General features: G+C 63.4%; 24 protein-coding genes and 2 pseudogenes. 11 read left to right on the forward strand and 15 right to left on the reverse strand.

Annotated features, from left to right (window positions below):
• Positions 1 to 223: pseudogene (locus tag MESCI2_RS01000000134845) on the reverse strand (IS5/IS1182 family transposase); the annotation flags it as partial.
• A 110-nt stretch (positions 224 to 333) separates the two neighbouring features.
• A complete protein-coding gene (locus MESCI2_RS0118155) occupies positions 334 to 942 on the reverse strand; it encodes a TetR/AcrR family transcriptional regulator (protein ID WP_027037824.1) in 609 nt (202 codons plus the stop codon).
• 102 nt (positions 943 to 1044) lie between these two features.
• Here MESCI2_RS0118155 and MESCI2_RS0118160 point away from each other — a divergent pair, with 102 nt between their 5' ends.
• The 3 genes and pseudogenes from MESCI2_RS0118160 to MESCI2_RS01000000134850 all read left to right on the forward strand — a co-directional run bounded on the left by MESCI2_RS0118160 (position 1045) and on the right by MESCI2_RS01000000134850 (position 2936).
• Positions 1045 to 2052: a zinc-dependent alcohol dehydrogenase family protein gene (locus MESCI2_RS0118160; protein ID WP_027037825.1), complete on the forward strand. Its 1008-nt coding sequence runs from the start codon at positions 1045 to 1047 to the stop codon at positions 2050 to 2052.
• A 33-nt stretch (positions 2053 to 2085) separates the two neighbouring features.
• Positions 2086 to 2532 (forward strand): OsmC family protein, encoded by a 447-nt coding sequence (locus MESCI2_RS0118165; protein ID WP_027037826.1) that lies wholly within the window; start codon positions 2086 to 2088, stop codon positions 2530 to 2532.
• Positions 2533 to 2548: 16 nt separating this feature from the next.
• Positions 2549 to 2936 (forward strand): annotated as a pseudogene (locus MESCI2_RS01000000134850) (nuclear transport factor 2 family protein).
• Positions 2937 to 3035: 99 nt separating this feature from the next.
• Here the strand turns inward: MESCI2_RS01000000134850 and MESCI2_RS0118175 are convergent.
• The 7 genes from MESCI2_RS0118175 to MESCI2_RS0118205 all read right to left on the reverse strand — a co-directional run bounded on the left by MESCI2_RS0118175 (position 3036) and on the right by MESCI2_RS0118205 (position 6561).
• Entirely contained in the window at positions 3036 to 3647 is a 612-nt protein-coding gene (locus tag MESCI2_RS0118175) for a LysE family translocator (RefSeq protein ID WP_027037827.1), read from the reverse strand.
• A gap of 81 nt (positions 3648 to 3728) precedes the next feature.
• Positions 3729 to 4049 carry a YkgJ family cysteine cluster protein gene (locus tag MESCI2_RS0118180; protein ID WP_050596584.1) on the reverse strand — a complete coding sequence of 107 codons (321 nt, stop codon included), beginning with the start codon at positions 4047 to 4049 and terminating at the stop codon, positions 3729 to 3731.
• A 55-nt stretch (positions 4050 to 4104) separates the two neighbouring features.
• Entirely contained in the window at positions 4105 to 4272 is a 168-nt protein-coding gene (locus MESCI2_RS1000000136965) for a hypothetical protein (RefSeq protein ID WP_081738785.1), read from the reverse strand.
• A 1-nt stretch (position 4273) separates the two neighbouring features.
• Positions 4274 to 4681 (reverse strand): hypothetical protein, encoded by a 408-nt coding sequence (locus MESCI2_RS0118190; protein ID WP_027037829.1) that lies wholly within the window; start codon positions 4679 to 4681, stop codon positions 4274 to 4276.
• Positions 4681 to 4908, reverse strand: coding sequence for a hypothetical protein (locus MESCI2_RS0118195; RefSeq protein ID WP_013532399.1), 228 nt, complete (start codon positions 4906 to 4908; stop codon positions 4681 to 4683). Before MESCI2_RS0118195 ends, MESCI2_RS0118190 begins: the two co-directional genes overlap by 1 nt.
• Positions 4909 to 5272: 364 nt before the next feature.
• Positions 5273 to 5482 carry a cold-shock protein gene (locus tag MESCI2_RS01000000134855; protein WP_010915421.1) on the reverse strand — a complete coding sequence of 70 codons (210 nt, stop codon included), beginning with the start codon at positions 5480 to 5482 and terminating at the stop codon, positions 5273 to 5275.
• Positions 5483 to 5907: 425 nt separating this feature from the next.
• On the reverse strand, positions 5908 to 6561 hold the full coding sequence (locus MESCI2_RS0118205; RefSeq protein WP_027037830.1) for a glutathione S-transferase family protein: 654 nt from the start codon (positions 6559 to 6561) through the stop codon (positions 5908 to 5910).
• 198 nt (positions 6562 to 6759) lie between these two features.
• Here MESCI2_RS0118205 and MESCI2_RS0118210 point away from each other — a divergent pair, with 198 nt between their 5' ends.
• Positions 6760 to 6939, forward strand: coding sequence for a CsbD family protein (locus tag MESCI2_RS0118210; RefSeq protein ID WP_027037831.1), 180 nt, complete (start codon positions 6760 to 6762; stop codon positions 6937 to 6939).
• Between the two features lie 57 nt (positions 6940 to 6996).
• Here MESCI2_RS0118210 and MESCI2_RS0118215 read toward each other — a convergent pair whose 3' ends face one another.
• Complete coding sequence (locus tag MESCI2_RS0118215) at positions 6997 to 8127, reverse strand: metallophosphoesterase (RefSeq protein WP_027037832.1); 1131 nt, start codon at positions 8125 to 8127, stop codon at positions 6997 to 6999.
• 13 nt (positions 8128 to 8140) lie between these two features.
• Here MESCI2_RS0118215 and MESCI2_RS0118220 point away from each other — a divergent pair, with 13 nt between their 5' ends.
• Complete coding sequence (locus MESCI2_RS0118220) at positions 8141 to 8851, forward strand: hypothetical protein (protein WP_245270384.1); 711 nt, start codon at positions 8141 to 8143, stop codon at positions 8849 to 8851.
• 63 nt (positions 8852 to 8914) lie between these two features.
• On the opposite strand, the gene MESCI2_RS0118225 is transcribed toward MESCI2_RS0118220, so the two are convergent.
• Positions 8915 to 9589: a TetR/AcrR family transcriptional regulator gene (locus MESCI2_RS0118225; RefSeq protein WP_027037834.1), complete on the reverse strand. Its 675-nt coding sequence runs from the start codon at positions 9587 to 9589 to the stop codon at positions 8915 to 8917.
• Positions 9590 to 9685: 96 nt separating this feature from the next.
• Here MESCI2_RS0118225 and MESCI2_RS0118230 point away from each other — a divergent pair, with 96 nt between their 5' ends.
• Complete coding sequence (locus MESCI2_RS0118230; protein WP_027037835.1) at positions 9686 to 10462, forward strand: NIPSNAP family protein; 777 nt, start codon at positions 9686 to 9688, stop codon at positions 10460 to 10462.
• Here the strand turns inward: MESCI2_RS0118230 and MESCI2_RS0118235 are convergent.
• The gene (locus tag MESCI2_RS0118235) at positions 10459 to 11271 is read right to left on the reverse strand and encodes an alpha/beta fold hydrolase (protein WP_027037836.1); all 813 of its coding nucleotides are present in this window, start codon (positions 11269 to 11271) and stop codon (positions 10459 to 10461) included. The two genes, MESCI2_RS0118230 and MESCI2_RS0118235, sit on opposite strands and share 4 nt — an antisense overlap.
• An 8-nt stretch (positions 11272 to 11279) precedes the next feature.
• A complete protein-coding gene (gene choX / locus MESCI2_RS0118240; RefSeq protein WP_027037837.1) occupies positions 11280 to 12218 on the reverse strand; it encodes a choline ABC transporter substrate-binding protein in 939 nt (312 codons plus the stop codon).
• A gap of 81 nt (positions 12219 to 12299) precedes the next feature.
• Between choX and betI the strand changes: the two genes are divergently transcribed.
• The 5 genes from betI to MESCI2_RS0118265 all read left to right on the forward strand — a co-directional run bounded on the left by betI (position 12300) and on the right by MESCI2_RS0118265 (position 16725).
• A complete protein-coding gene (gene betI, locus MESCI2_RS0118245; RefSeq protein WP_027037838.1) occupies positions 12300 to 12938 on the forward strand; it encodes a choline-binding transcriptional repressor BetI in 639 nt (212 codons plus the stop codon).
• 123 nt (positions 12939 to 13061) lie between these two features.
• Positions 13062 to 13820 carry an SDR family NAD(P)-dependent oxidoreductase gene (locus MESCI2_RS0118250; RefSeq protein WP_027037839.1) on the forward strand — a complete coding sequence of 253 codons (759 nt, stop codon included), beginning with the start codon at positions 13062 to 13064 and terminating at the stop codon, positions 13818 to 13820.
• Positions 13821 to 14109: 289 nt separating this feature from the next.
• The gene (fumC, locus tag MESCI2_RS0118255; protein WP_027037840.1) at positions 14110 to 15507 is read left to right on the forward strand and encodes a class II fumarate hydratase; all 1398 of its coding nucleotides are present in this window, start codon (positions 14110 to 14112) and stop codon (positions 15505 to 15507) included.
• A gap of 236 nt (positions 15508 to 15743) precedes the next feature.
• The gene (locus MESCI2_RS0118260) at positions 15744 to 16163 is read left to right on the forward strand and encodes a DoxX family protein (protein ID WP_027037841.1); all 420 of its coding nucleotides are present in this window, start codon (positions 15744 to 15746) and stop codon (positions 16161 to 16163) included.
• A 157-nt stretch (positions 16164 to 16320) separates the two neighbouring features.
• Entirely contained in the window at positions 16321 to 16725 is a 405-nt protein-coding gene (locus tag MESCI2_RS0118265; protein WP_027037842.1) for a DoxX family protein, read from the forward strand.
• A 244-nt stretch (positions 16726 to 16969) separates the two neighbouring features.
• On the opposite strand, the gene ppx is transcribed toward MESCI2_RS0118265, so the two are convergent.
• Together ppx and MESCI2_RS0118275 are read right to left on the reverse strand one after the other, a co-directional pair.
• Entirely contained in the window at positions 16970 to 18505 is a 1536-nt protein-coding gene (gene ppx / locus MESCI2_RS0118270; protein ID WP_027037843.1) for an exopolyphosphatase, read from the reverse strand.
• Positions 18505 to 20706 (reverse strand): RNA degradosome polyphosphate kinase, encoded by a 2202-nt coding sequence (locus MESCI2_RS0118275; protein WP_027037844.1) that lies wholly within the window; start codon positions 20704 to 20706, stop codon positions 18505 to 18507. The genes ppx and MESCI2_RS0118275 overlap by 1 nt, the downstream gene beginning before the upstream one ends.
• Positions 20707 to 20730 lie beyond the last annotated feature (24 nt).

Below are 20730 nucleotides of genomic sequence, written 5' to 3' on the forward strand. Positions count from 1 at the left end.
AGCGAACTCCAAACAGGTAGCCGATGAACAGCGCCTTGAACATCAAGGTAGGGTCGAGCGGCGGGCGGCCATTGTCGGGGCAATAAAGCGGCGCGGTCAGATCATGGATGAAGGTGAAATCGATCACACGGTCGATCTTGCGCAACAGGTGATCAGCCGGAACCAACTGATCCAGCGTTACCATCTCGAGGGCGGTCTGTTCAGGGGCGGGTCGCTTCAACATGACCCAGTGAATCAAAAACCCCCGGCAAATGCCAGGGGTTTGTCAGCAGCCTGAAGGGCGGCAGAGATGCCGCCCTTTTTGTTTTGCGCAGCAGTCGCTGTGGCCGTCTCTCAGACGGCGGCATCCGCGCGTTGCTTTACCTCGCCGGCAAGCACCGCGGCTTCGATCAGCGCCGCCACCTCATCGGCCACGGCCTGTACCGGGGCGCGGTCGCTTGTGGCGCGGGCGATCACCATCAGCCCTTCCAGCGACGATTCGACCAGCAGTGCCAATGCATACGCGCGGCGCTCGGGCACCCCTGCCCTGACGAAGGCGTCGCGCAGCAGGCCTATCCACTGTTCGAAGGCCGAGCGGCACAACTCCGCCAGTTCCGGCACGTCGGTCGGCGCGTCCAGCACGACAGGCGCGATCGGACAGCCGAGCGAAAACTGGTTGTCTTCCAGCATGCGCCCCACCGACTGGTAGATACGATGGACGGCCACTGCCGGATCCTTTTCGGCAGCCAGCGCTTCGCCCAGCCTCTCCGTCACGTCGGCAGCGCTGGCGCGCGTCACCTCGATGACCAGTTGGTCCTTGCCACCCGGAAAATGAAAATAGAGCGAGCCCCGCGGCGCGCCGCTGGCGCTCAATATGTCGTTGAGCGAGGTGCCGTGATAGCCGCGCTGCCTGAGCAGCAGCCCAGTCGTCTCGAGTATGCGGGTGCGGGTGTCGTTGGCCATGTCAACCTCTGTCAGGAGGAACCATTATAGGCCTTGCGCAAAATATGACAATCGGTCTACATAATATGTAGATCAGTCTATATATTCCTTGGGAGGAACGACATGCGAAGCTACCGTCTCGAAGGGTCTGGGACCGAATCCCTGATGCTGCGCGAGACGGCGCAGCCGGAGCCGAAACCGCATGAGATCACGGTGCGCGTTCGCGCCACCTCGCTCAACCGGCGCGACACGATGATCCTCAACGGCACCTATCCGCTGCAGCCACGCCAGGGCGTCGTTCCGCTAAGCGACGGGGCCGGGGAAGTGGTCGCCATCGGCGATGCCGTCACCCGCTTTGCCGTCGGCGATCGCGTGACAGGCAGCTATTTTGCGCGCTGGATCGACGGCCGCATCCATGCAGGGCTGATCGATCAGCTCGGCTGCACGCTGGACGGCATGCTGGCGGAATACGCCGTTCTCGACGAACAATGGGCGGTGCGGCTGCCCGATCATCTCGGCTGGCAAGAGGCGGCGACGCTGACCTGCGCCGGCCTGACCGCCTGGAATGCGGTGACGGGCGCCGGAATTCCGAAGCCCGGCCAATGGGTTCTGGTCATCGGCTCGGGCGGCGTCTCTTTGTTTGCACTGCAGTTCGCCAAGCTGCTCGGCTGCCGCGTCGCCGCCGTCACCTCGCGCGGTGAGAAAGCCGACAGGCTGCGGGCGCTGGGCGCCGACCTGGTGATTTCGACATCGGATATGCCGCAATGGGGCGCGGCCGTCCGCGACCAGACCGGGGGCATCGATCTCATCGTCGAGACCGGTGGCCCGGCGACCTTCGCCCAGTCGCTGATCGCCAGCACGCTTTACGGGCACATCGTGCTCTTGACGCTGCAGGATGCGAAAGGCGGATCGATCCAGCTACCGGCGGCACTTTACCAGCGCAGCCTCGCCACCATCAGCCGCCTGTTCGTCGGCAACCGGACCAATCTCGAAGCCATGCTGCGCGCCGTCTCGCAGCATCGCCTGCGGCCCGTCATCGACAAGGTCTTCGCCTTCACCGAGGCCGGCGATGCCTACCGCTATTTCCAGCAGGGCGACGTCTTCGGGAAGGTGATCATCGACGGCGCCTGACCCATCAAGTCCTCAAACCAAGGGAGAACGACAATGACAATTCGTGAAGCCTCGGCCAAATGGCAAGGCACGCTGAAGGAAGGTTCGGGCCGGCTGCGGCTCGGCAGCGGCGTCTTCGAAGGCGCCTATTCCTTCCCGTCGCGTTTCGAGCACGGTCCGGGCACCAACCCGGAAGAGTTGATCGCCGCAGCGCATGCAGGCTGCTTCTCGATGGCGCTGAGCGCCATACTGGGCGGCGCCGGCCATGTTGCCCGCAATATCCACACGATCGCCAAGGTGCATCTCGGCGCGACCGCGGCCGGGCCGACGATCACCCGTATCGAACTCGAAACCGAGGTGGAGGCCGCAGGACTCGCCGAAGATGAATTCGAGCGCCTTGCACAGTCCGCCAAGGCGGGCTGCCTCGTCTCGCGGGCCCTTGCCGGCGTGTCTCAGATCACCCTCAAGGCAACGCTCGTTGAAGCCACCAAAGGCCAATGAAGCCAGGAGAAAGAAGATGACACAGGAGCTTGTCATGGACGCAACCGCGTACGATCTGTCCCAGCAGACGGCAGAGATCATGCGACGCTACAACGACGTATTCCAACGCCATGATCCCTCGGCACTCGCCGAACTGGGTGGCTGAGGATTGCGTGATCGAGAACACCGTGCCGGCGCCGGACGGCGCCCGTTTTGCCGGTCAAGCGGCGTGCGTCGGGCTTTGGACGGCGATAGCAACCCAGGCCGGCACGCGCTTCGATATCGAGGAAACCTTTGTGGCCGGCGACCGGGCAACGATCCGCTGGCGCTATTTCATGACCGACGGCAATTCGCTGCGCGGCGTCAACCTCATGCGCGTGGCCGACGGGCGGATCGTCGAAGCGATGGGCTATGTGAAGGGGTAGTGTGCCCGAGCGATTCCCCGAAAGCGCATAACGGCTTTTCGCCCGGAATAGCGCAACAAAGAGGAGCGGATCAGCGAGACTGAACCGCTCCCCGTAGCGCTACCGGTCGGCCAGCGCCAGCTTCGCGCCGAGCATGACGAAGGCGCCGGCGAATGTCCGGCGCATCCAGGTCAACACCATTGGCCGCGAGACGACGTGGCTGCGGATCGAGGCGGCGAAGATGCCGTAGCCGACGAAAACCACGAAGGTCAAAAGCATAAAGACGGAACTCAGTTCCAGCATCTTCGACAGCGCATTGGGCTCCGTGGTGCTGACGAACTGCGGCAGGAAGGCGAAGAAGAAGATCGAGAGTTTCGGATTGAGCACGTTGACGAGGATGCCGGTGGCAATCACCTTGCCGGCCGAACGCGGCGTCACATCCTGATCGACGCTGAGGCTGCCCTTTTCCTTCAGCGTGTTCCAGGCCATGTAGAGCAGGTAGGCGACGCCGAGATATTTCAGCGTCTCGAAGGCGAGCGCACTGGTGTGCAGCAGCGCCGCCAGGCCAGTGATGGCGGCGGCCATGTGTGGGATGATGCCGAGCGTGCAGCCGAAGGCGGCGATGACACTGGCCCGCGCACCGCGCGAGAGGCCGGCGCTCAGCGTGTAGAGAACGCCGGTGCCGGGCGAAGCCACGACAATCAGGGACGTCAACAGAAATTCGATGCTCACGATGGTTCCTCCGGCACCCTACCCGGCCAGGAAGGTATCGGGCTGCGGGTCGGCGCACAAGCGGAGGCGATTGGAGATTGGCTACACCTGCAATCCGAGCGCCTGGCGTGCCATCAGACACTCCTCGTCACCGGGCATGCAGGCGCGACAGACGTCCGGCCGGACCTCGTAGATGCCGCAAGCGGTAGACTTGCCGATCTCGCCGGACAGCGCCGAGCAGCGCACGCCCTCGCAGCGCATGCCTGACAGGTCAGATGCGACATATTTTTCCGGGATACGGTCGAGCTGTGCGTCGTCCTCGGTGGAAAAGCGCGGCCACTCGGCCGAATAGGAGCAGCAGGCACCGCAGCTTTGGCAATCGAAGGTGCCCTGTTGCGACGACAAAACGCTTGCGGCGGCCACCAGGGCGGACAGCCCTGGCGCGGCGGAGTTGCGATCGGCGTCTTGCGGCAAGGCGCTATTTCTTCTTAGCCGTCTTGCCCTTCGGCGAATCCGCCGGCGACTTGAACAGATCGGTCGCGGCTTCGGTGGCGTCGCCGGCTTTCGGCGCGGCAAACGGCTTGGCCGGTTTTGCCGCGGCACCCGAGGCTGCCGGCTGATCCTTGGAGGAGAATTTTATGGCCATGTCAGTCCTCGTCGTCGAAGCGCGATGATGGGGCGCGCGGATTGCGCAGGCGGCCGATCAGCGCCGAAACGGCCGTGATGTTCATTTCCTCGGGCGACCAGTTTTTCACCGCCTCGATGTGATGGGCCGCCAGCTCGCGATGCGTGCTGCCGCTGTAGGCGGCGTCCTGATACGTCACCCGCTCATGGGTCTTGGCGTCTTCGCGGACATATTCGATCAGGTAGTTCGGGCATTCGGCGCGGCCGCGCACGCCGACGCGCACCTGGGCATCACCGTGGGCACGCTTGCAGCGTTCGAGCTTTTCCAGCACACGCCGGACGAATTCGACCGGCTTGTCGAGGCCTTCGACCATGTCGGCAATGGTTGCGTCGGCGGCGATCGGTGTTGGCGGTACGCGCTTGGTGGCCATCAGCGTCGTCCGGCCCGCTTCGGCAAAGCGGCTAGCGCGGCGGCGGCGGCCATCTCGTCGGCCTCCTTCTCCAGGCGCAATTCGCGCAGACGCGCGGTCTTGGCTTCGCGTGCCTCGCTGACGGCGTCGCGCTCGGAATTGATGCGGTTGAGCGACATCGACTGGGTTTGCGTCTTGCTGAACAGGGACACGGCCTGATCGACGGTTGTCTTTGAACTGGTGGTCAAATCTTTCTCCTGTCAGGAGCCTGTGCCGATGGAGCGAGACCGGGTCTTCGGTCAGGATCACGCACAAAGCAATACGCGTGGCGAATTCAAATTGCTGGAGCGTCCCTTAGCACGTCCAGGCCGGCGCGCAGCGCACTTTCGGCGGCAAGGCGCGCAAAATGAAAAAGGCCAGGCACCGCCTGACCTTCCATGAGAGCGTCGCGCAACCGGATGACATCCAAAAAGATGCACCGGGATGCACGGGAACGCCCTGCTTATGCACATGATATGCCGTGGAAACTCAGGTTCCCGCGGCCATGCGCCCGAATTCGCCACTCACCGGTGCCAGTACATCCGTGGTCACCGGGAGAGCTGAATTCGTTTTTCAGGCCGCCTTCAACTGGTCGGCGGACATCTTGCCCGACTTGTTGTCGCGGACCATCTCGTAGCCGAGCTTCTGGCCCTCGACGATGTCGCGCATGCCGGCGCGCTCTACGGCCGAGATGTGGACAAAAACGTCGGCAGAGCCGTCGTCAGGCTGAATAAAACCAAAACCTTTGGTGGCGTTGAACCATTTAACTGTGCCGGTGCTCATGACGAACCCTTTCCATGGCAAATATTCGTTCGACGCCATGCGGATGCACAACGTCGTTTGTCCCGATTTTTGATGTGGGAAGTTCGTCAAAGGCGCGCTCGAAAGCGCGGATAACAAAAGTCAGTCAAACAAATATCGACGATTTGCTTGTAGGCTTCTTTTGGTGCGCTGTCAAATTTGCATAAAGCCACAGCTGCGGAATTCGTCCAAAACACCTGACCAAAACACCTGGCATGACGGCAAAGGGGGCGCCAAACAGCGCGCTTGCGCCACCTTGAAAAAATTTCGCGGCACCTCTGGAACCATCTGCGCAGACGCGCATTTATTCCGTGTCATCAGCAGTTCATGAGAGCAATCGAATAACAGTTGATGGCAAAGACGCCCCCCGCACGATAAAAGGTGCGAGGGGCGTTTTCGTTTGGATCCTATTCGTCCGGGCCGGGTTCCGGCCACGTCTCCCTGCCCGCCTCGGTATACCAGTGGCGCATCGCCGGCGTTGCCAGCACGGCGTCGACATAGGCGCGCGTATCCGGCGCCAGCGTGCCGCCATAGGTATCGAAACGGGTGACAACAGGCGCATACATGGCATCGGCCGCGGTGAAGTGGCCGAACAGGAACGGGCCGCCCTTGCCGTATTTTTCCCGGCACGCGCGCCACAGCGCCTCGATGCGGGCGCGCTGCGCCTCGCCCTCGGCGTCGAGCGGCTTGTGGCCCTTGGGCCGGCGCAAATTCATCGGCCAGCCATAGCGGACCTCGCGAAAGCCGGAATGCATCTCGGTCGCAGCCGAACGCGCCAGCGCACGGGCATCGATATCGGCGGGCCAGAGCTTTTTCTGCGGAAACAGGTCGGCAAGATATTCAAGGATGGCAAGAGTTTCCCAGACGATCTTGCCATTGTGATTCAGCACCGGCACCTGACCGGTCGGCGACACTTTCGCCAGATTGGCAAAGGTCTCAGGTGTCCGCAGCCGCACGAAACCTTCCTCGAACGGGATCTCCAGATGCCTCATCGCCAGCCATGGCCGCAGCGACCATGAGGAGAAACACTTGTTGCCGATATAGAGCGTGAATTCAGCCATTTTTCTCCCCGTACGCTCGGCCATCCAAAATCCATGGTCGGCGCGTGTTCACAGCCTAGCCCACCAGCCTTGCCCCAGGCGGCGGCTGCGCGACCTGATCTGCTGTCCGGGCGACGCCTGGAACCTAACCGACACCGGCTCGTTAGCTACCCGCAAATGAATTCCCCCGAATTCAAAAATCCCAGGAGATGCGCAAAAATGGTGAACAAGGATCAGGTCGCGGGCGTGGCCAAGCAGGTCAAGGGCTCGGTCAAGGAAGCCGCAGGCAAGGCAACCGGCAACAGGCAGACCCAGGCCGAAGGCACGGGCGACAGGATCGCCGGCAAGGTGCAGAAGGCCTATGGCGACGTCAAGGACAAGGTCAAGAAGGCGCTCTGATCCGACATCGAGAAACGCGCTTTATCGAGGGAAAGGCGGTCGCGAAGGCCGCCTTTTTCAGGTGCTCCAGCCCTTGCTGAAAGCATCGGTGAAGGCGACCTCGCCATGATCGCCGGTCGCCTCGCCCAGCACCACGTCCATGCCGTCGCTGGTCACCCTGGCCAGCGCGAAACCGCCCATATAGGCAGCCTTCGGCTTGAACAGGTCGATCCCGTCCCTGCGATAGACCAGCGGCGTTTCGTGCTGGTGGCCGTGGAAAATGCCGACGACATTGTAGCCCTTCAGCGCCGCCAGCAACGCCTGCCGGTCGGCCTCGCCCCACCAGTGCGGCGCACCGGTGCCGTCATCATCGAAGTGCCTGTTGGCGGCATCCCAGCGTTCCACCGAGAAAGTGTCCCAGCCATAATGCTGGAACAGGACGACCGGACGGCCGTCCGCCGCATAGGTCGCCAGGTCCTGCTTCAGCCATGGCAGGCTGCTCTCGGCGCCGTGGCCGGTATCGCCGGCGAAGCGATGCGTCTGGATCAGATGCAGGCCGCCCCAGTCCCAGGAGTAGCAGTCGGTGTCGACATCATAGTCGGTGGCCGGCACCGGCGGCTTGAAGAACACGCCGGCGCGATGGTTGACCTCGACGTAATCGCGCAATTCGCGCCGGTACCAGTCGACATGGTGCGGCGGCCCGTTCTGGTCGAGATCATGGTTGCCGAGCCCGATATAGACCGGCATGTGCACGCGATCCGGGCCGACGCCCTGGCTGTAGCGCTGGCTGAACTGGAGCAGTTGGGTGCCCTCGCTCGGCTGCGTGATCTGGCCGCCGCCATCGTCGGTGATGTCGCCGCCGACGACAAGGCCGAGCGGCGTGCCTATCCTGCCGGCCGAACGCAGGCCGGTGGCGACGCCATTGATGTCGGCCGGCCAGTCCTTGTCGCCAAGCGCATTCAGCACCGCCACGTTGCGCAGCAGCGCGGCGTCGGTCTTGCCTTCCTGCAGGCAGTTGGGGCTCAAGCCGCTCGCCATGCGGCAGGCATGGACATCGGCGATGAACAGGAAGGTGGCGTCGATCGACTGGACGCGTTGCCCGGTCTGGCCGAAGGCCGGGCGCGGCAAGGCGCCGGCCGCGGCAAATCCCGCAGCCTGCGCCAGGAAGTTGCGTCGGGAAAGCGATCCAGTCGAACGGCGATTCATCATACGCTGATTCAGCATGGGCAGCAGCCGGTCGTCCAGCGTCTCTGCGCCCCGCCATCATCGACATGACGCGATGGGTCTGGCATGTCTCCCTTGCGCGAGCGGAGGAGGACGAAAAATGAAAGCCGCACCTAGCTGCATGATTCTGGTCTGCATGAACCTGGCCGCGATGATGTGCGCGAGCACCGCGCATGCCGCCGGTTGCGTCGACGCCAAGTCCGTCAGGAAGGGTTTCGTTCTGGCGAGACCCGGCATCCAGAGCGAATTTCGGCCCGTGGCTGGCGGGATGATGTCGGTTATCAACACCTACGAATCGCAATCGCCGCAAACCCAATATTTGTTCGCCGGCCTGATCGAGGTGTTTCGCGACAGCGACACCGGCCGCCAGGCGATGATCCCGTTTTCCGATCTGCGAAAGCTGTTCCCGCTGAAGGCGGGGGCAAAGGCCGCGGTAGAGTTCGTCGAGCTGTCGCCGAACAAGCCGCCGAAGGGCACCAAGACGCTGAGCCTGGTCGTCAAGGGCAAGGAGACATTCAGTCTGGGCGCGTGCAAATACAATGTCCTGGCGGTCAAGGAGACCTTCAAGAACGGCGCCGGCGAGACGCTGGACTCATTCACCGCCCTCTATGCGCCCGATCTGCAAGCCGCGCTCGCGCGGCGCTACGATGAAGGCACGAGTTCGGAATCCGTCAACGGCTACGAAACGATCAAACCGCTGGCCGAGTAGCTGAACCAGAGCCCGGCGTCCCCACCTCGCCCAGCATCGGCTGAAGAACGCAGCGCCGCGAAGTCAAGGGGTTCTCGGCCGTGGCAGTATCCTGTTGCGCCGCCTGGCAACCGATCCGCCCTGCGACGGCGCGCTGCGCTCCAGCCCCGCCAGACAATCCCGCAGCACACCGGCATCCTGCGCCGTCTTGGCCATCGACATCGCCCCGGAATAGGCGGCGACCGTCAGCGCCGCAAAGCGTTCGGGGTCCGTGCCCTCGTCCCTGCCCGCCTGCTGGTCGGCACGCACCTTGTCGGCAATCGCGCGCCGCCACCCGGCAAAAATCCCGGCAAGGGCAATGCGGAAATCCGGATCGGCAAGCGACAGTTCGTGCGCCAGATTGTTGAGCGGGCAGCCGCGGACGAAACCCTGCTGCTCCAGTTCCGCCGCCACGGCCTCGAACACCGCGCGCACGCCTTCGCGGGCCGACGCCGCCGCCAGCACCGGCGCGATCCATGTCTCTTCGACCGCTGCCGCCACACGCTCGTCGATCACCGCCAGCGCCAGCGCCTTCTTGGTCGCAAAATGGTGATGCAGCGCTCCGCCGCTGACATCAGCCGCCGCCATCAGGTCGCCGATGCTGGAGGCGTGATAGCCGCGCGCCTGGAACGCGTCCTCGGCGACATCGAGCACTTTCTTGCGCATGCCTTCAGGGTCGTTGATGCGTTTTCCCGGGCGCGGTTTTGGCTGGACGGTCATCTCTGTTGACATTGCCGAACTTTAGCATGTTGACAAAACAGGACAACCGGTCTGTTTTACAAAACAGGATGATCACCCTGTTTTGGAGAATGTCGGATGAACCTGCCCCAGAACGTCGCGACGAAACCCTCAGCGCTCGCTTCGCCTGTCGTCGAGCTTCGGCAATACACGCTGAAGCCCGGCCGGCGCGACACGCTCATCGACATCTTCGACAGCAGGCTGATCGACGGCCAGGAGGACGCCGGCATGACCATCATCGGCCAGTTCCGGGACCTCGATCGGCCTGACATGTTCGTCTGGATGCGCGGCTTCGATGGCATGGTCGCGCGGAAAAATGCTCTCGCCGAATTCTATGGCGGGCCGGTCTGGGCGGCGCACAGTGATGCGGCCAATGCAACGATGATCGATTCCGACGATGTGCTGCTGCTCAAGCCGGCGTGGCCGGGCGCCGGCTTCGACCTAGCGGGCGCCCAGCGGCCAAGTCTGGCCGACGAAAAGCCCATTCAAAACAAACCGCTGACCGGCATCGTTGTCATCGAGATTCATCATTTGCAGCCCGGCACAGAGGCAGATTTCGCCACTCGCTTCGAGATCGAGACGGCGTGCCTGATGACGGCCGACGCACGCCTGCTCGCCGCTTTCGCTACCGAGCATGCCGAAAACAGTTTTCCGCGCCTGCCGGTACGGGCTGAAGAAAACGTCTTCATCGGCGTCATGGGTTTTGCCAGCACTGAAGCGCATGCCCGCCACAAGGCTGCGCTTGCCGCCTCTCCGGTATGGCAGGATTTTTGGCAGGCCGCGCAGCTCGGCCTGACCAGACCAACGGAGACCTTGCGGCTGTCGCCGACATCGCAATCGCTGGTCGGGCGTTAGACCTCCAATGCCTCGATGATGGCCTTGGCGACGAGGCCTGGATCTTCCCAATGCGGGTTGTGGCCACAGCTCTCGGCCCGAACGAAGACGGCTCCGGCAAGAGCGGATCGCAACGCCTGCTGGTGCGCCTCGCCGAACAGCGGGTCGCACGCGCCGGCGATGATCAGCGTCCGAGCCTGCACGGCCCAGGCCGCATCGGTCAGATCGGCGCGGCGGATTTCCTCGAGGATCGCGCGCCAGCGCGGCGTCGGCATCGCCGAGGCCTCTTGCGCCAAGCCGGCGAGAAAGGCTGCTGGCACGTCGGGACCACAGGCATGCCACCAGGCATAGAACGGATCGGCCGGCGATATCGGATCACGCAGCGCCTCGACGCCCGCGACCAGAGGATGGTCTGGCGCGAAATCGGGCTTCAACGTGCCGGCCAGGACCACCAGGCCGCCGATCAGTTCGCTGTGTCGCCCGGCCAAGGCGATGGCCACCATGGCGCCTAGCGAATGGCCGACGACGAGCGGCCGGTCGAGTTGTAAACTCTGGATCAGCCCGGCGAGATCATCGGCAAGATCGGCGATGCCGCAGTTCTTGCCAGCCTGCGAGGCGCCGTGGCCGCGCAGATCCGGCATGATCAGACGGCGGCCGGCCAGATATGGCGCCAGAAGCGAAAAGCTTCGGCTGGTATCGGTGAAGCCGTGCACCAACAGCAGTGCCGGCTCGGCGCCTGATATCTCGACATAGGCGATGTCGATATCGCCGACAGTGACGAACTGCTTGCGGCCGGCCCAGGCGTCCTGTTCCGCGCAGGCATTCAGCACCGCCGCCCTCACAGGCCGAGCTTTTCCTTGACCGCGGCAAGGCCGGGTTGGCCATCAAAAGTGGTGACACCGGCGAGCCAGGCATCGAGACGGCTCTTGTTGGCCGTGATTGCCTTCAGCGCGCCGTCCTCCGGCTTCATGCCGTCATTGATCAGATAACCCATGCCGACATTCTCGAAATCGATGTCGAAGGCGAGGTTTTTCAAGAACTGCGCGACGTTCGGGCATTGCTGCAGATAGCCCTTGCGCACCTGCGTCGTCACCGTCGCGGCGCCGAAGTTCGGGCCGAAGAACTTGTCGCCGCCGGTCAGGTACTTGAAGTCGTACATCGTGTTCATCGGATGCGGCGCCCAGCCCTGGAAGACGATGAACTGCTTTTCCTTGATCTCGTAGCCGACCTCGGAAAGCATGCCGGCTTCGCTGGACTCGACCACCTGCCAGCCGTCCAGGCCAAAGGCCGGATCGGCGACGGCGTCCATCATCAACTGGTTGGAGCCGGGCTCGATGCCGTACATTTTCTTGCCGAACTTGTCGGCGAATTTGTGCAGGTCGGAAATGTCCTTGACGCCGGCATCCCAGGCGTAAGTCGGGACGGCGAAGGTGTATTTGGCGCCTACGAGATTGACGCGCACATTCTCGACAGAACCGTCTTTCTTGTAGGGCTCGTAATAGGTGACCATGGCCGGGTCCCAGTAGCCGAGGAACAGGTCGAGATCCCTGTTTTTCATGCCCTCATAGATGACGTTGATGCCGAGCACCTGGCTTTGCGGCTGATAGCCGAGCGCCTCCAACAAGACGTTGGCGACCGCTGTGGTGAAGGCAAGGTCGTTCCAGCCGGGTTCGGCCATGCGGACCGTCCTGCACTCTTCGGCCTCGGCCGCCTGGGCCGCATGAGTGGCCACCATGAGGGCGGCAAGGCAGACGCCATTTACAAGGATGCGCAACATTTCGGTTCTCCTCATTCGCTGAATTGACCACTTGGTCTTTTTATTGTCCCATGGGTCAATTCTTGATCTGAGCGGGCGAAAATGTCAACGTGGATTCGAAATGCATGGATCGATCCCGTGAAACTCAAGCGTCTCAGTGATATCCGCCGCAAGGAGCTGAGGCAGGCGGCCTTCGCCGTGCTGGAGCGCGAAGGCATTGCCGGTGCGACCCTGGAAAAGGTGGCGGCGCAGGCGGGGGCCTCAAAGGGCATCGTGCTGCACTATTTCCGCAACAAGCAGGAATTGTTCGAGCACGCGATGCGCGAGGCCAATGCCGTCCTGTGCCAGGCGGTCATCGCGCGGCTTCGCCGGGCGCGGACGCCGATGGAGCGCATGGATGCGGTGATCGAGGGCAATTTCGAGGAGCATCTGTTCCAGCCGCCTCTGTGCCATGCCTGGCTGTCGCTCTGCGCCGAGGTGCCGCGCGATGAGAAGATGGCCCGTATCCAGAGGGTGATCCACGCGCGCATGCGCTCGAACCTGTTGTCGGGCCTGCGCGGCCTCGCCTCGCCTGGAGAAGCCGACGACATCGCGCTTGGCGTCACCGCGCTGATCGACGGGCTTTGGCTGCGGCTCGGCCTGCAGCCGGGCAGCGTGTCGCGCGAACAGGCGGTCCGCCAGGTCAAGAATTATGTCGCGGGGCGGCTGGCCCTGCGGGAGCTTGCGACCGCCGGCGCTTAAACCAGCCTCGGCTGGCCTGCCGGATGGAAGCCGTCGAAGTTCATACCGTGGGATAGGCTGACGGCTTGACCTTGGCCGCCACTATACGGTGCTCTCGACGACGCAGAAATCTCGGAGCATCCCATGAGACTTCACAACAAGCGCGCGCTGGTCACCGGCGGGTCGGACGGTATCGGCCTGGCGATCGCCGAGGCCTTTTCGCGCGAGGGCGCGGACGTCCTGATCGTCGGCCGCGACACCAAGAAGCTCGACGCCGCCCGCGAGCGCCTCGGCGACACTATCGAGACGCTGTCGGCCGATCTTGCCACATCGGCCGGCATCGCGGCCGTCGTCGAGCATGTGAAAAAGTCGGGCAGGCCTCTCGATATCCTCGTCAACAATGCCGGAGTGGCTTTCCTGGTGCCGTTCGAAACCGTCAGCGAGGCGCAGTTCCAGCAATCCTTCGCGCTCAATGTCACTGCTGTGTTCTTCCTCACCCAGGGCCTGCTGCCGCATCTGGCAGTCGGCGCATCGGTTATCAACATCTCGTCCTATTTCGCCAACAAGATGATCCCGAAGCGGCCGTCGAGCCTCTATTCCCTGTCGAAGGGCGCGTTGAACTCGCTGACCAAGTCGCTCGCCTTTGAACTCGGCCCGCGCGGCATCCGCGTCAACGCCATCGCGCCCGGCACGGTCGACACCGCCATGCGGCGCAAGACCGTCGACAATTTGCCAGCCGAGGCAAAGGCGGAACTGAGGGCCTATGTCGAGCGCAGCTATCCGCTCGGCAGAATCGGCCGCCCCGACGATTTGGCCGGGATGGCTGTTTACCTGGCCAGCGACGAGGCCGCCTGGACCAGTGGCGGGATTTTTTCGATCGATGGGGGATACACGGCGGGGTGAGCTGCTTTTCTCCCTCCTTGAGGGGGAGATGGCCGGTCCACCCTCCGCAGCTGCTGCGGAGGACGGGCAGGCCAGAGGGGGTCGCCTCACATGGAGCGCCAACCTTCTTCCGGCGGCGGCAGGAGGTCGCGCCCGGTCGAACCGACCCCCTCTGTCGCCTCCGGCGACATCTCCCCCTCAAGGGGGGAGATCACCTTCAACCGATTTGCATCAATCCCACCAGCAATCTCCGCTTGAAGCCGTTTGTGCAACGCGATACGCCGTTGCCGACTTCGACAAGGAGAGACCCGTGACCGCTGCAAAGACCAGAACCGAAACCGACACGTTCGGCCCGATCGAAGTCGCCGCCGATCGCTATTGGGGCGCGCAGGCGCAGCGTTCGCTTGGCAATTTCAAGATCGGCTGGGAGAAGCAGCCGGCGTCGATCGTGCGCGCGCTGGGCGTCGTCAAGCGAGCGGCGGCCGAAGCCAACATGGAGCTCAAACGCCTCGATCCTTCGATCGGCAAGACAATTGTCGAGGCGGCGCAAGAGGTCATCGACGGCAAGCTCGATGAGCATTTCCCGCTGGTGGTCTGGCAGACCGGCTCGGGCACACAGTCCAACATGAACGCCAACGAGGTGATCTCCAACCGGGCGATCGAGATGCTGGGCGGCGTCATGGGCTCCAAGAAGCCGGTGCATCCCAACGACCACGTCAATATGAGCCAGTCGTCGAACGACACCTATCCGACGGCCATGCACATCGCCTGCGCCGAACGCATCGTGCACGATCTGTTGCCGGCGCTGAAGCACCTGCACAAGGCGCTCGCCGCCAAGAGCAGAGAGTTCAATCACATCATCAAGATCGGCCGCACGCACACGCAGGATGCCACCCCCCTGACCCTCGGCCAGGAATTTTCGGGCTACGCCGCGCAGGTCGCCTCGTCGATCAAGCGCATCGAGCTGACGCTGCCCGGCCTGCAGGAACTGGCGCAGGGCGGCACCGCCGTCGGCACCGGCCTCAACGCGCCGGTCGGCTTCGCCGAACGGGTGGCGGATCGCATCGCCTCCATCACCGGCATTGCCTTCGTCACCGCGCCGAACAAGTTCGAGGCGCTCGCGGCCCATGATTCCATGGTGTTTTCGCACGGCGCCATCAATGCGGCGGCCGCCGCACTGTTCAAGATCGCCAACGACATCCGGTTCCTCGGGTCCGGCCCGCGTTCGGGCCTCGGCGAACTGTCGCTGCCGGAAAACGAACCGGGCTCGTCCATCATGCCGGGCAAGGTCAACCCGACCCAATGCGAGGCGCTGACGCAGGTCTGCGTGCAGGTGTTCGGCAACAATGCGGCGCTCACCTTCGCCGGCAGCCAGGGTCATTTCGAGCTCAACGTCTACAACCCGCTGATGGCCTACAACTTCCTGCAGTCGGTGCAGCTGCTCGCCGACGCCTCGGTCTCCTTCACCGACAATTGCGTCGTCGGCATCGAGGCCCGCGAAGACAACATCAAGGCGGCACTCGACCGCTCGCTGATGCTGGTGACGGCGCTGGCGCCGACCATCGGCTACGACAATGCCGCCAAGATCGCCAAGACCGCGCACAAGAAGGGCACCACTTTGCGCGAGGAAGCGCTCGCCACCGGGCTGGTCAGCGAGGCCGACTACGACCGGCTGGTGCGGCCGGAGGACATGACGCATCCGGGGTAGGCAATTCCAGGAAAAGTGCCTTGCGGTTTTCCGTCCGGAATTGCGTCAACCAAAAGCCGGGTGTTTCGTGACGGGAGAATTTACTCCCGTCACGACGTGACGCGAAGCGAATTTTGCGCAGGCCGCCCGATCACGGAAACGTAAGTACTGTGAACAATGTGTCGCCAACCTGGTGGCTTTGGTGAACAGTCGGCTTGCTCTATCTCCCCGGTATCAACCCATCCCGGAGAGCCACCATGTCCATCAACACTTCAGTCGCCGGTTCCGGCGCATCCAATGCCTCGACCACCATCCTCCTCGGCCGCGTCCTGCTTGCCGTCATCTTCCTGCTTTCAGGCTTCGGCAAGCTGACCGCCATCACCGGCACGGCCGGCTATTTCGGTGCCCTCGGCCTGCCCTTGCCGACCGTAACGGCCATTGTCGTCGGCCTGATCGAGCTTCTCGGCGGCCTCGCCATCCTCGTCGGCTTCAAGACGCGGATTGTTGCCTGGGTGCTGGCGATCTTCACCGTCGCTACCGGTTTGGTCGCCCATACCGGTTGGGCCGACCAGATGCAGATGATCCAGTTTCTCAAGAACCTCGCGATTGCGGGCGGCTTCCTCCTGCTGGCTTCCTCGGGCGCCGGCGCCTATTCGATCGACGCCAAGCGCGGCTGATCCAAAAACTGGCAATAGCCGAACAAAAAAGCGGCGCGGAATTTTCCGCGCCGCTTTTTCGTTGTTGGTACATGCCCGCCGATCTGTCGGCCGAAGTTTCTGATAGGATCGAGGCTATCGGGATGGCGTCGGCCGGCGGCCGACGATGGAGGTGAACATGCCCCGCGACGCGCTGCTCCTGCTCTCCCGGTTGCTGCTCGCCGCCCTGTTCGTGCCTTCCGGTTTCCAGGCATTGAGCGACATTGCGGGCACCACAGGTTATTTCGCCGGCCTCGGCCTGCCGCTGCCGGCACTTGCCGCCTGGGGCACGGGACTGTTCGAACTGATCGCCGGGCTGCTCATCCTGGTCGGTTTCCAGACCCGGATCGCGGCGCTGCTGCTCGCTGCCTTCTGCATTGCCGCCGGCTTCATCGGCCATTACGGCCAGGGCGACGGCGACGGGATGCTCGCCTTCCTGCACCAGCAGATGCTGATGAAGGACATTGCGATATCAGGCGGGTTTGTTGCGCTGGCGATGGCCGGTGCGGGCGCATGGTCGATCGACGGGCGCGGTGCGGTTTGATATCTTTGCTTACACGCGCCCGAGCTGGTCGACCCCCACTCCGTCTCGGCTTCGCCGAGCCACCTCCCCCGATCGACGGGGTAGAGGAAGGGCGCGAGCCTATTGCCGCCAACGCTCTTCCAACGAGGCTCCCTTCCTTTCCCTCCGGAGGGGGGAAAGGTGGCGCTGCGAAGCAGCGACGGATTGGGGGAAGCCGGTCCTCAAACGCGAAGCCGCTGATAAATCACGCTCTGGTAGGCCGTGTTCATTTCACTGAAAGGCTCGGGCCGCCCTCGACAGCCAGCACCAGCCGGCGGTTGGTGATCCTGGCCAGCTGTGCCAGGCGCCCGGCCGGCCGCTCGCCATAGAGATCGGCCAGCGATGCCGGCAAGACCAGCGCCAGCACGCCGTTGGCGCGCTGTTCCCATTTCAGCCTGGGCATGATGCCGGGCATCGACGCCGTCAGCAGGTAGACGACGCGCATCATCGCGGCGAGCACGCGGGCGCGCTCCAGATAACGCGGCGGCGCCAGCGCCTTGATCTCGGGGGCGATGGCTTCGTTGAAGATGCCGTCGTGACGATAGGCGTTGGCCATGGCCAGGAAAGCACGGCCGGGATGGTCGACGCCGAAGAAGGAGGCGTGCGCAATGATGTTGAGCGATTGCTTGCCGCGATATTCGGGATGCGCGCGCCAGCCGATATCGGCCAGCAATGCGGCCGCGTGGCGGTAGCGCGCCTCGTCTTCGGTCTCGTCGATGCCGAAAGCGGCAAAGGTTTTGGCGGTCCAGTCGACAAGTTCATGCGCATGGGCGACGGAGCGCGAGCGCAGGCGGGCGAGTTCCTCCGACGCCGAAATCAAGGGGTCGGCCTTCTGCTCGGCCTCATCGAGCAGCGAATAGAGAAAGCCTTCGCGTACACCCAGAGCCGAGACGATGATCTTCGACGGCTGCATCGCCGCCATGATCTCCTGCAGCACGATGGCGCCATAGGGCAGCAGCGAACGGCGGTTCTTGGAAACGCCTTCGATGCCCTTGACCTTCTCGATCTCGGCCTTGGCCACCTGCTTGAGGAAATTCGCCGCGCTTTCGGCCGAGATCTCGTAATGGTGCATGACGCCAAGCGGATAGTTGGTCATCTCCATGTGCAGCCGGGCGAGATTTCGCCAGGTGCCGCCGACGGCGTAGAAGGGCCTGCCCTGCCCGCCTTTCAACAGCTTGGCCTTCGCCAGTTCGTCACGCGTGATCTTGGCCGCCTGAGCCAGCGAGTTCTTCGCCATGTCCTGCAGGCGCAGACCGCCCAGCGGCAGCGTGATGCCGTCGCCGATCGCTTCGCCGGCGACGTCGACCAGTTCGAGGCTGCCGCCGCCCAGATCGCCGGCGATGCCGTCGGCCGGATGGAAGCCGGAAATGACGCCGAGCGCCGAATAATACGCTTCCTGACGGCCGCTGATGACACGGATCTCGGTCTTCAGCACCTCCTCGGCGCGGTGAATGAAATCAGGGCCGTTGACCGCCTCGCGGGCCGCGGCGGTGGCCAGCACATACATATGCTCGGCGCCGGCCTGGTCGGAAAGCGCGCGAAAGCGGCGGAACTCTTCCATCGAGCGCGTCACCGCCTCGGGGTCGAGCTTGCCGGTCGAAACGATGCCGCGGCCGAGACCGGCCAGCATCTTTTCGTTGAACAGCATGGTCGGCGAGCGCGCCAGTCCCTCATAGACGACGAGACGGATCGAGTTCGATCCGATGTCGATGATGGACAGCGGTCGGCGGTCCTGCAGCCGGCCCTGGGAATCAGACAGCATCAGCCGGACGCTGCGGCGTTCTTCTTGCGGCGCTTGAACTGCGCGATGCGCTTGGGCGCATGCGACTTCAGCGCGTCACCCCGTCCCGACAGGCTCGGATTGGTCATGAAATATTCCTGCGCGTTGAACGGTTCCTCGCCCTCCTCCAGCACGACGCGCCGGGAGGTTCCATCAGCCAATACGTCGAAACTTTGCTGATTGTCCATGATGTTGCCCAGCATGATCTGGCCAAGGATCTGTTCATGCACAGTTGGATTGGTGATCGGCACCATGGTTTCGACGCGGCGGTCGAGATTGCGCGGCATCAGGTCGGCCGAAGAGATGTAGACGATCGCCTCGTCCGACGGCAGGCCGTACCCATTGCCGAAACAGTAAATGCGGCTGTGTTCGAGAAAACGGCCGACGATCGATTTTACGCGGATGTTTTCCGACAGGCCCGGAACCTGAGGCCGCAGGCAGCAGATGCCGCGCACGACAAGATCGATCTCGACGCCGGCGCGGCTGGCATCGTAGAGCGCGTCGATGATGATCGGATCGACGAGTGCGTTCATCTTCATCCAGATGCGTGCCGGTTTCCCCTGCACCGCGTAGGCAATCTCGTCGGCAATGTGCTTCAGGATGCGGCTTCTCAGCGTGAACGGCGAGATCGCCAGCCGCATTTCGTCCGTCGGCTCGGCATAGCCGGTGATGAAATTGAACAGCTGGGCGACATCGCGGGCAATCGTCGGATCGGTGGTGAAGAAGGACAGGTCGGTGTAGATGCGCGCCGTTACCGGATGGTAGTTGCCGGTGCCGAGGTGCACGTAGTTGCGCAGCTTGCCGTCCTCGCGCCGCACCACCAGCGACATTTTCGAATGGGTTTTCAGCTCGAGAAAGCCGAACACGACCTGCACGCCGGCACGCTCCAGGTCGCGCGCCCAGCGAATGTTGGCTTCTTCGTCGAAGCGCGCCTTGAGCTCGACCAGTGCGGTGACCGACTTGCCGGCCTCGGCCGCGTCGACCAGCGCACGCACGATCGGGCTGTCATTGGAGGTGCGGTAAAGCGTCTGCTTGATTGCCACCACCTCCGGATCGGCCATCGCCTGGCGCAGGAACTGCACCACGACGTCAAACGATTCGTAGGGGTGATGGACGACGATGTCCTTCTCGCGGATGGCGGCGAAACAATCGCCGCCATGCTCGCGGATACGCTCGGGAAAACGCGGATTGTAGGGCATGAATTTCAGGTCGTCGCGAGGGACGGCGACGATCTCGGAAATCTGGCTGAGCGCCAGCGGCCCGGTGAGCACGCTGATGCGGCTGGACGACACGCCAAGCTCGCCGGCGACGAAGTCGCGCAATTCGCCAGGCATCAGCCTGTCGAATTCGATGCGGATCACCGAACCGCGCCGCCGCCGCTTCAGCGCCGTTTCGAACAGGCGAACCAAATCCTCGGACTCCTCCTCGACCTCGATATCGCTGTCGCGAATGATGCGAAACGTGCCGGAGCCCTTGACCTCATAGCCGGGGAAGAGCTTGCCGATATAGAGGCCGACCGCCTCTTCCAGCGGGATGAAGCGGACATGATGCTTGCGGTCCGGCAGACGGATGAAGCGCTTCAGCGCCACCGGCAGGCGCAGCAGCGCGCTCATCTCCTCGCCATTCTTGCGATGGCGCAATTGCAGCGCCATCGAGAAGCCGAGATTGGGGATGAACGGAAACGGATGCGCCGGGTCGATCGACAGCGGGGTGAGCACCGGGAAAACCTGTTCCTGGAAATGGTCTTCCAGCCAAATCTTCTCGTCCTTGGTCAGCGCATCGCGGGTGATGCTCTCGATGCCTTCCTTGTTGAGCAGCACGGTCAGCGCCGAAAGGCTCTTCTGCTGGTCTTCCTGCAGTCGCTCGACCTCACGCAGCAGCTGTTCGAGCTGCTGTTCGGGGGTGCGGCCGTCAGGGCTCTTCAGCGTGATGCCCTCGCGCACCTGGCCGGCAAGACCGGCAACACGGACCATGAAGAACTCGTCGAGGTTGGCGGCCGAGATCGACAGGAAGCGGACGCGCTCCAGCAGCGGATGATTGAGGTTCAGCGATTCCTCGAGAACGCGCCGGTTGAACTGCAGCCAGGAAAACTCGCGGTTGACAAACCGGTCCGGATTGCCGCCCTCCGGGCGAGCCACCTCGACATCCACGAATTCGTTCTGCACCGGCTTCAGTTCGTTCATGATTCCCGCTCTTCCCGTGCCGTC

It is taken from the genome of Mesorhizobium ciceri WSM4083, assembly GCF_000519305.1.
GTDB classification, from domain to species: domain Bacteria; phylum Pseudomonadota; class Alphaproteobacteria; order Rhizobiales; family Rhizobiaceae; genus Mesorhizobium; species Mesorhizobium ciceri_B.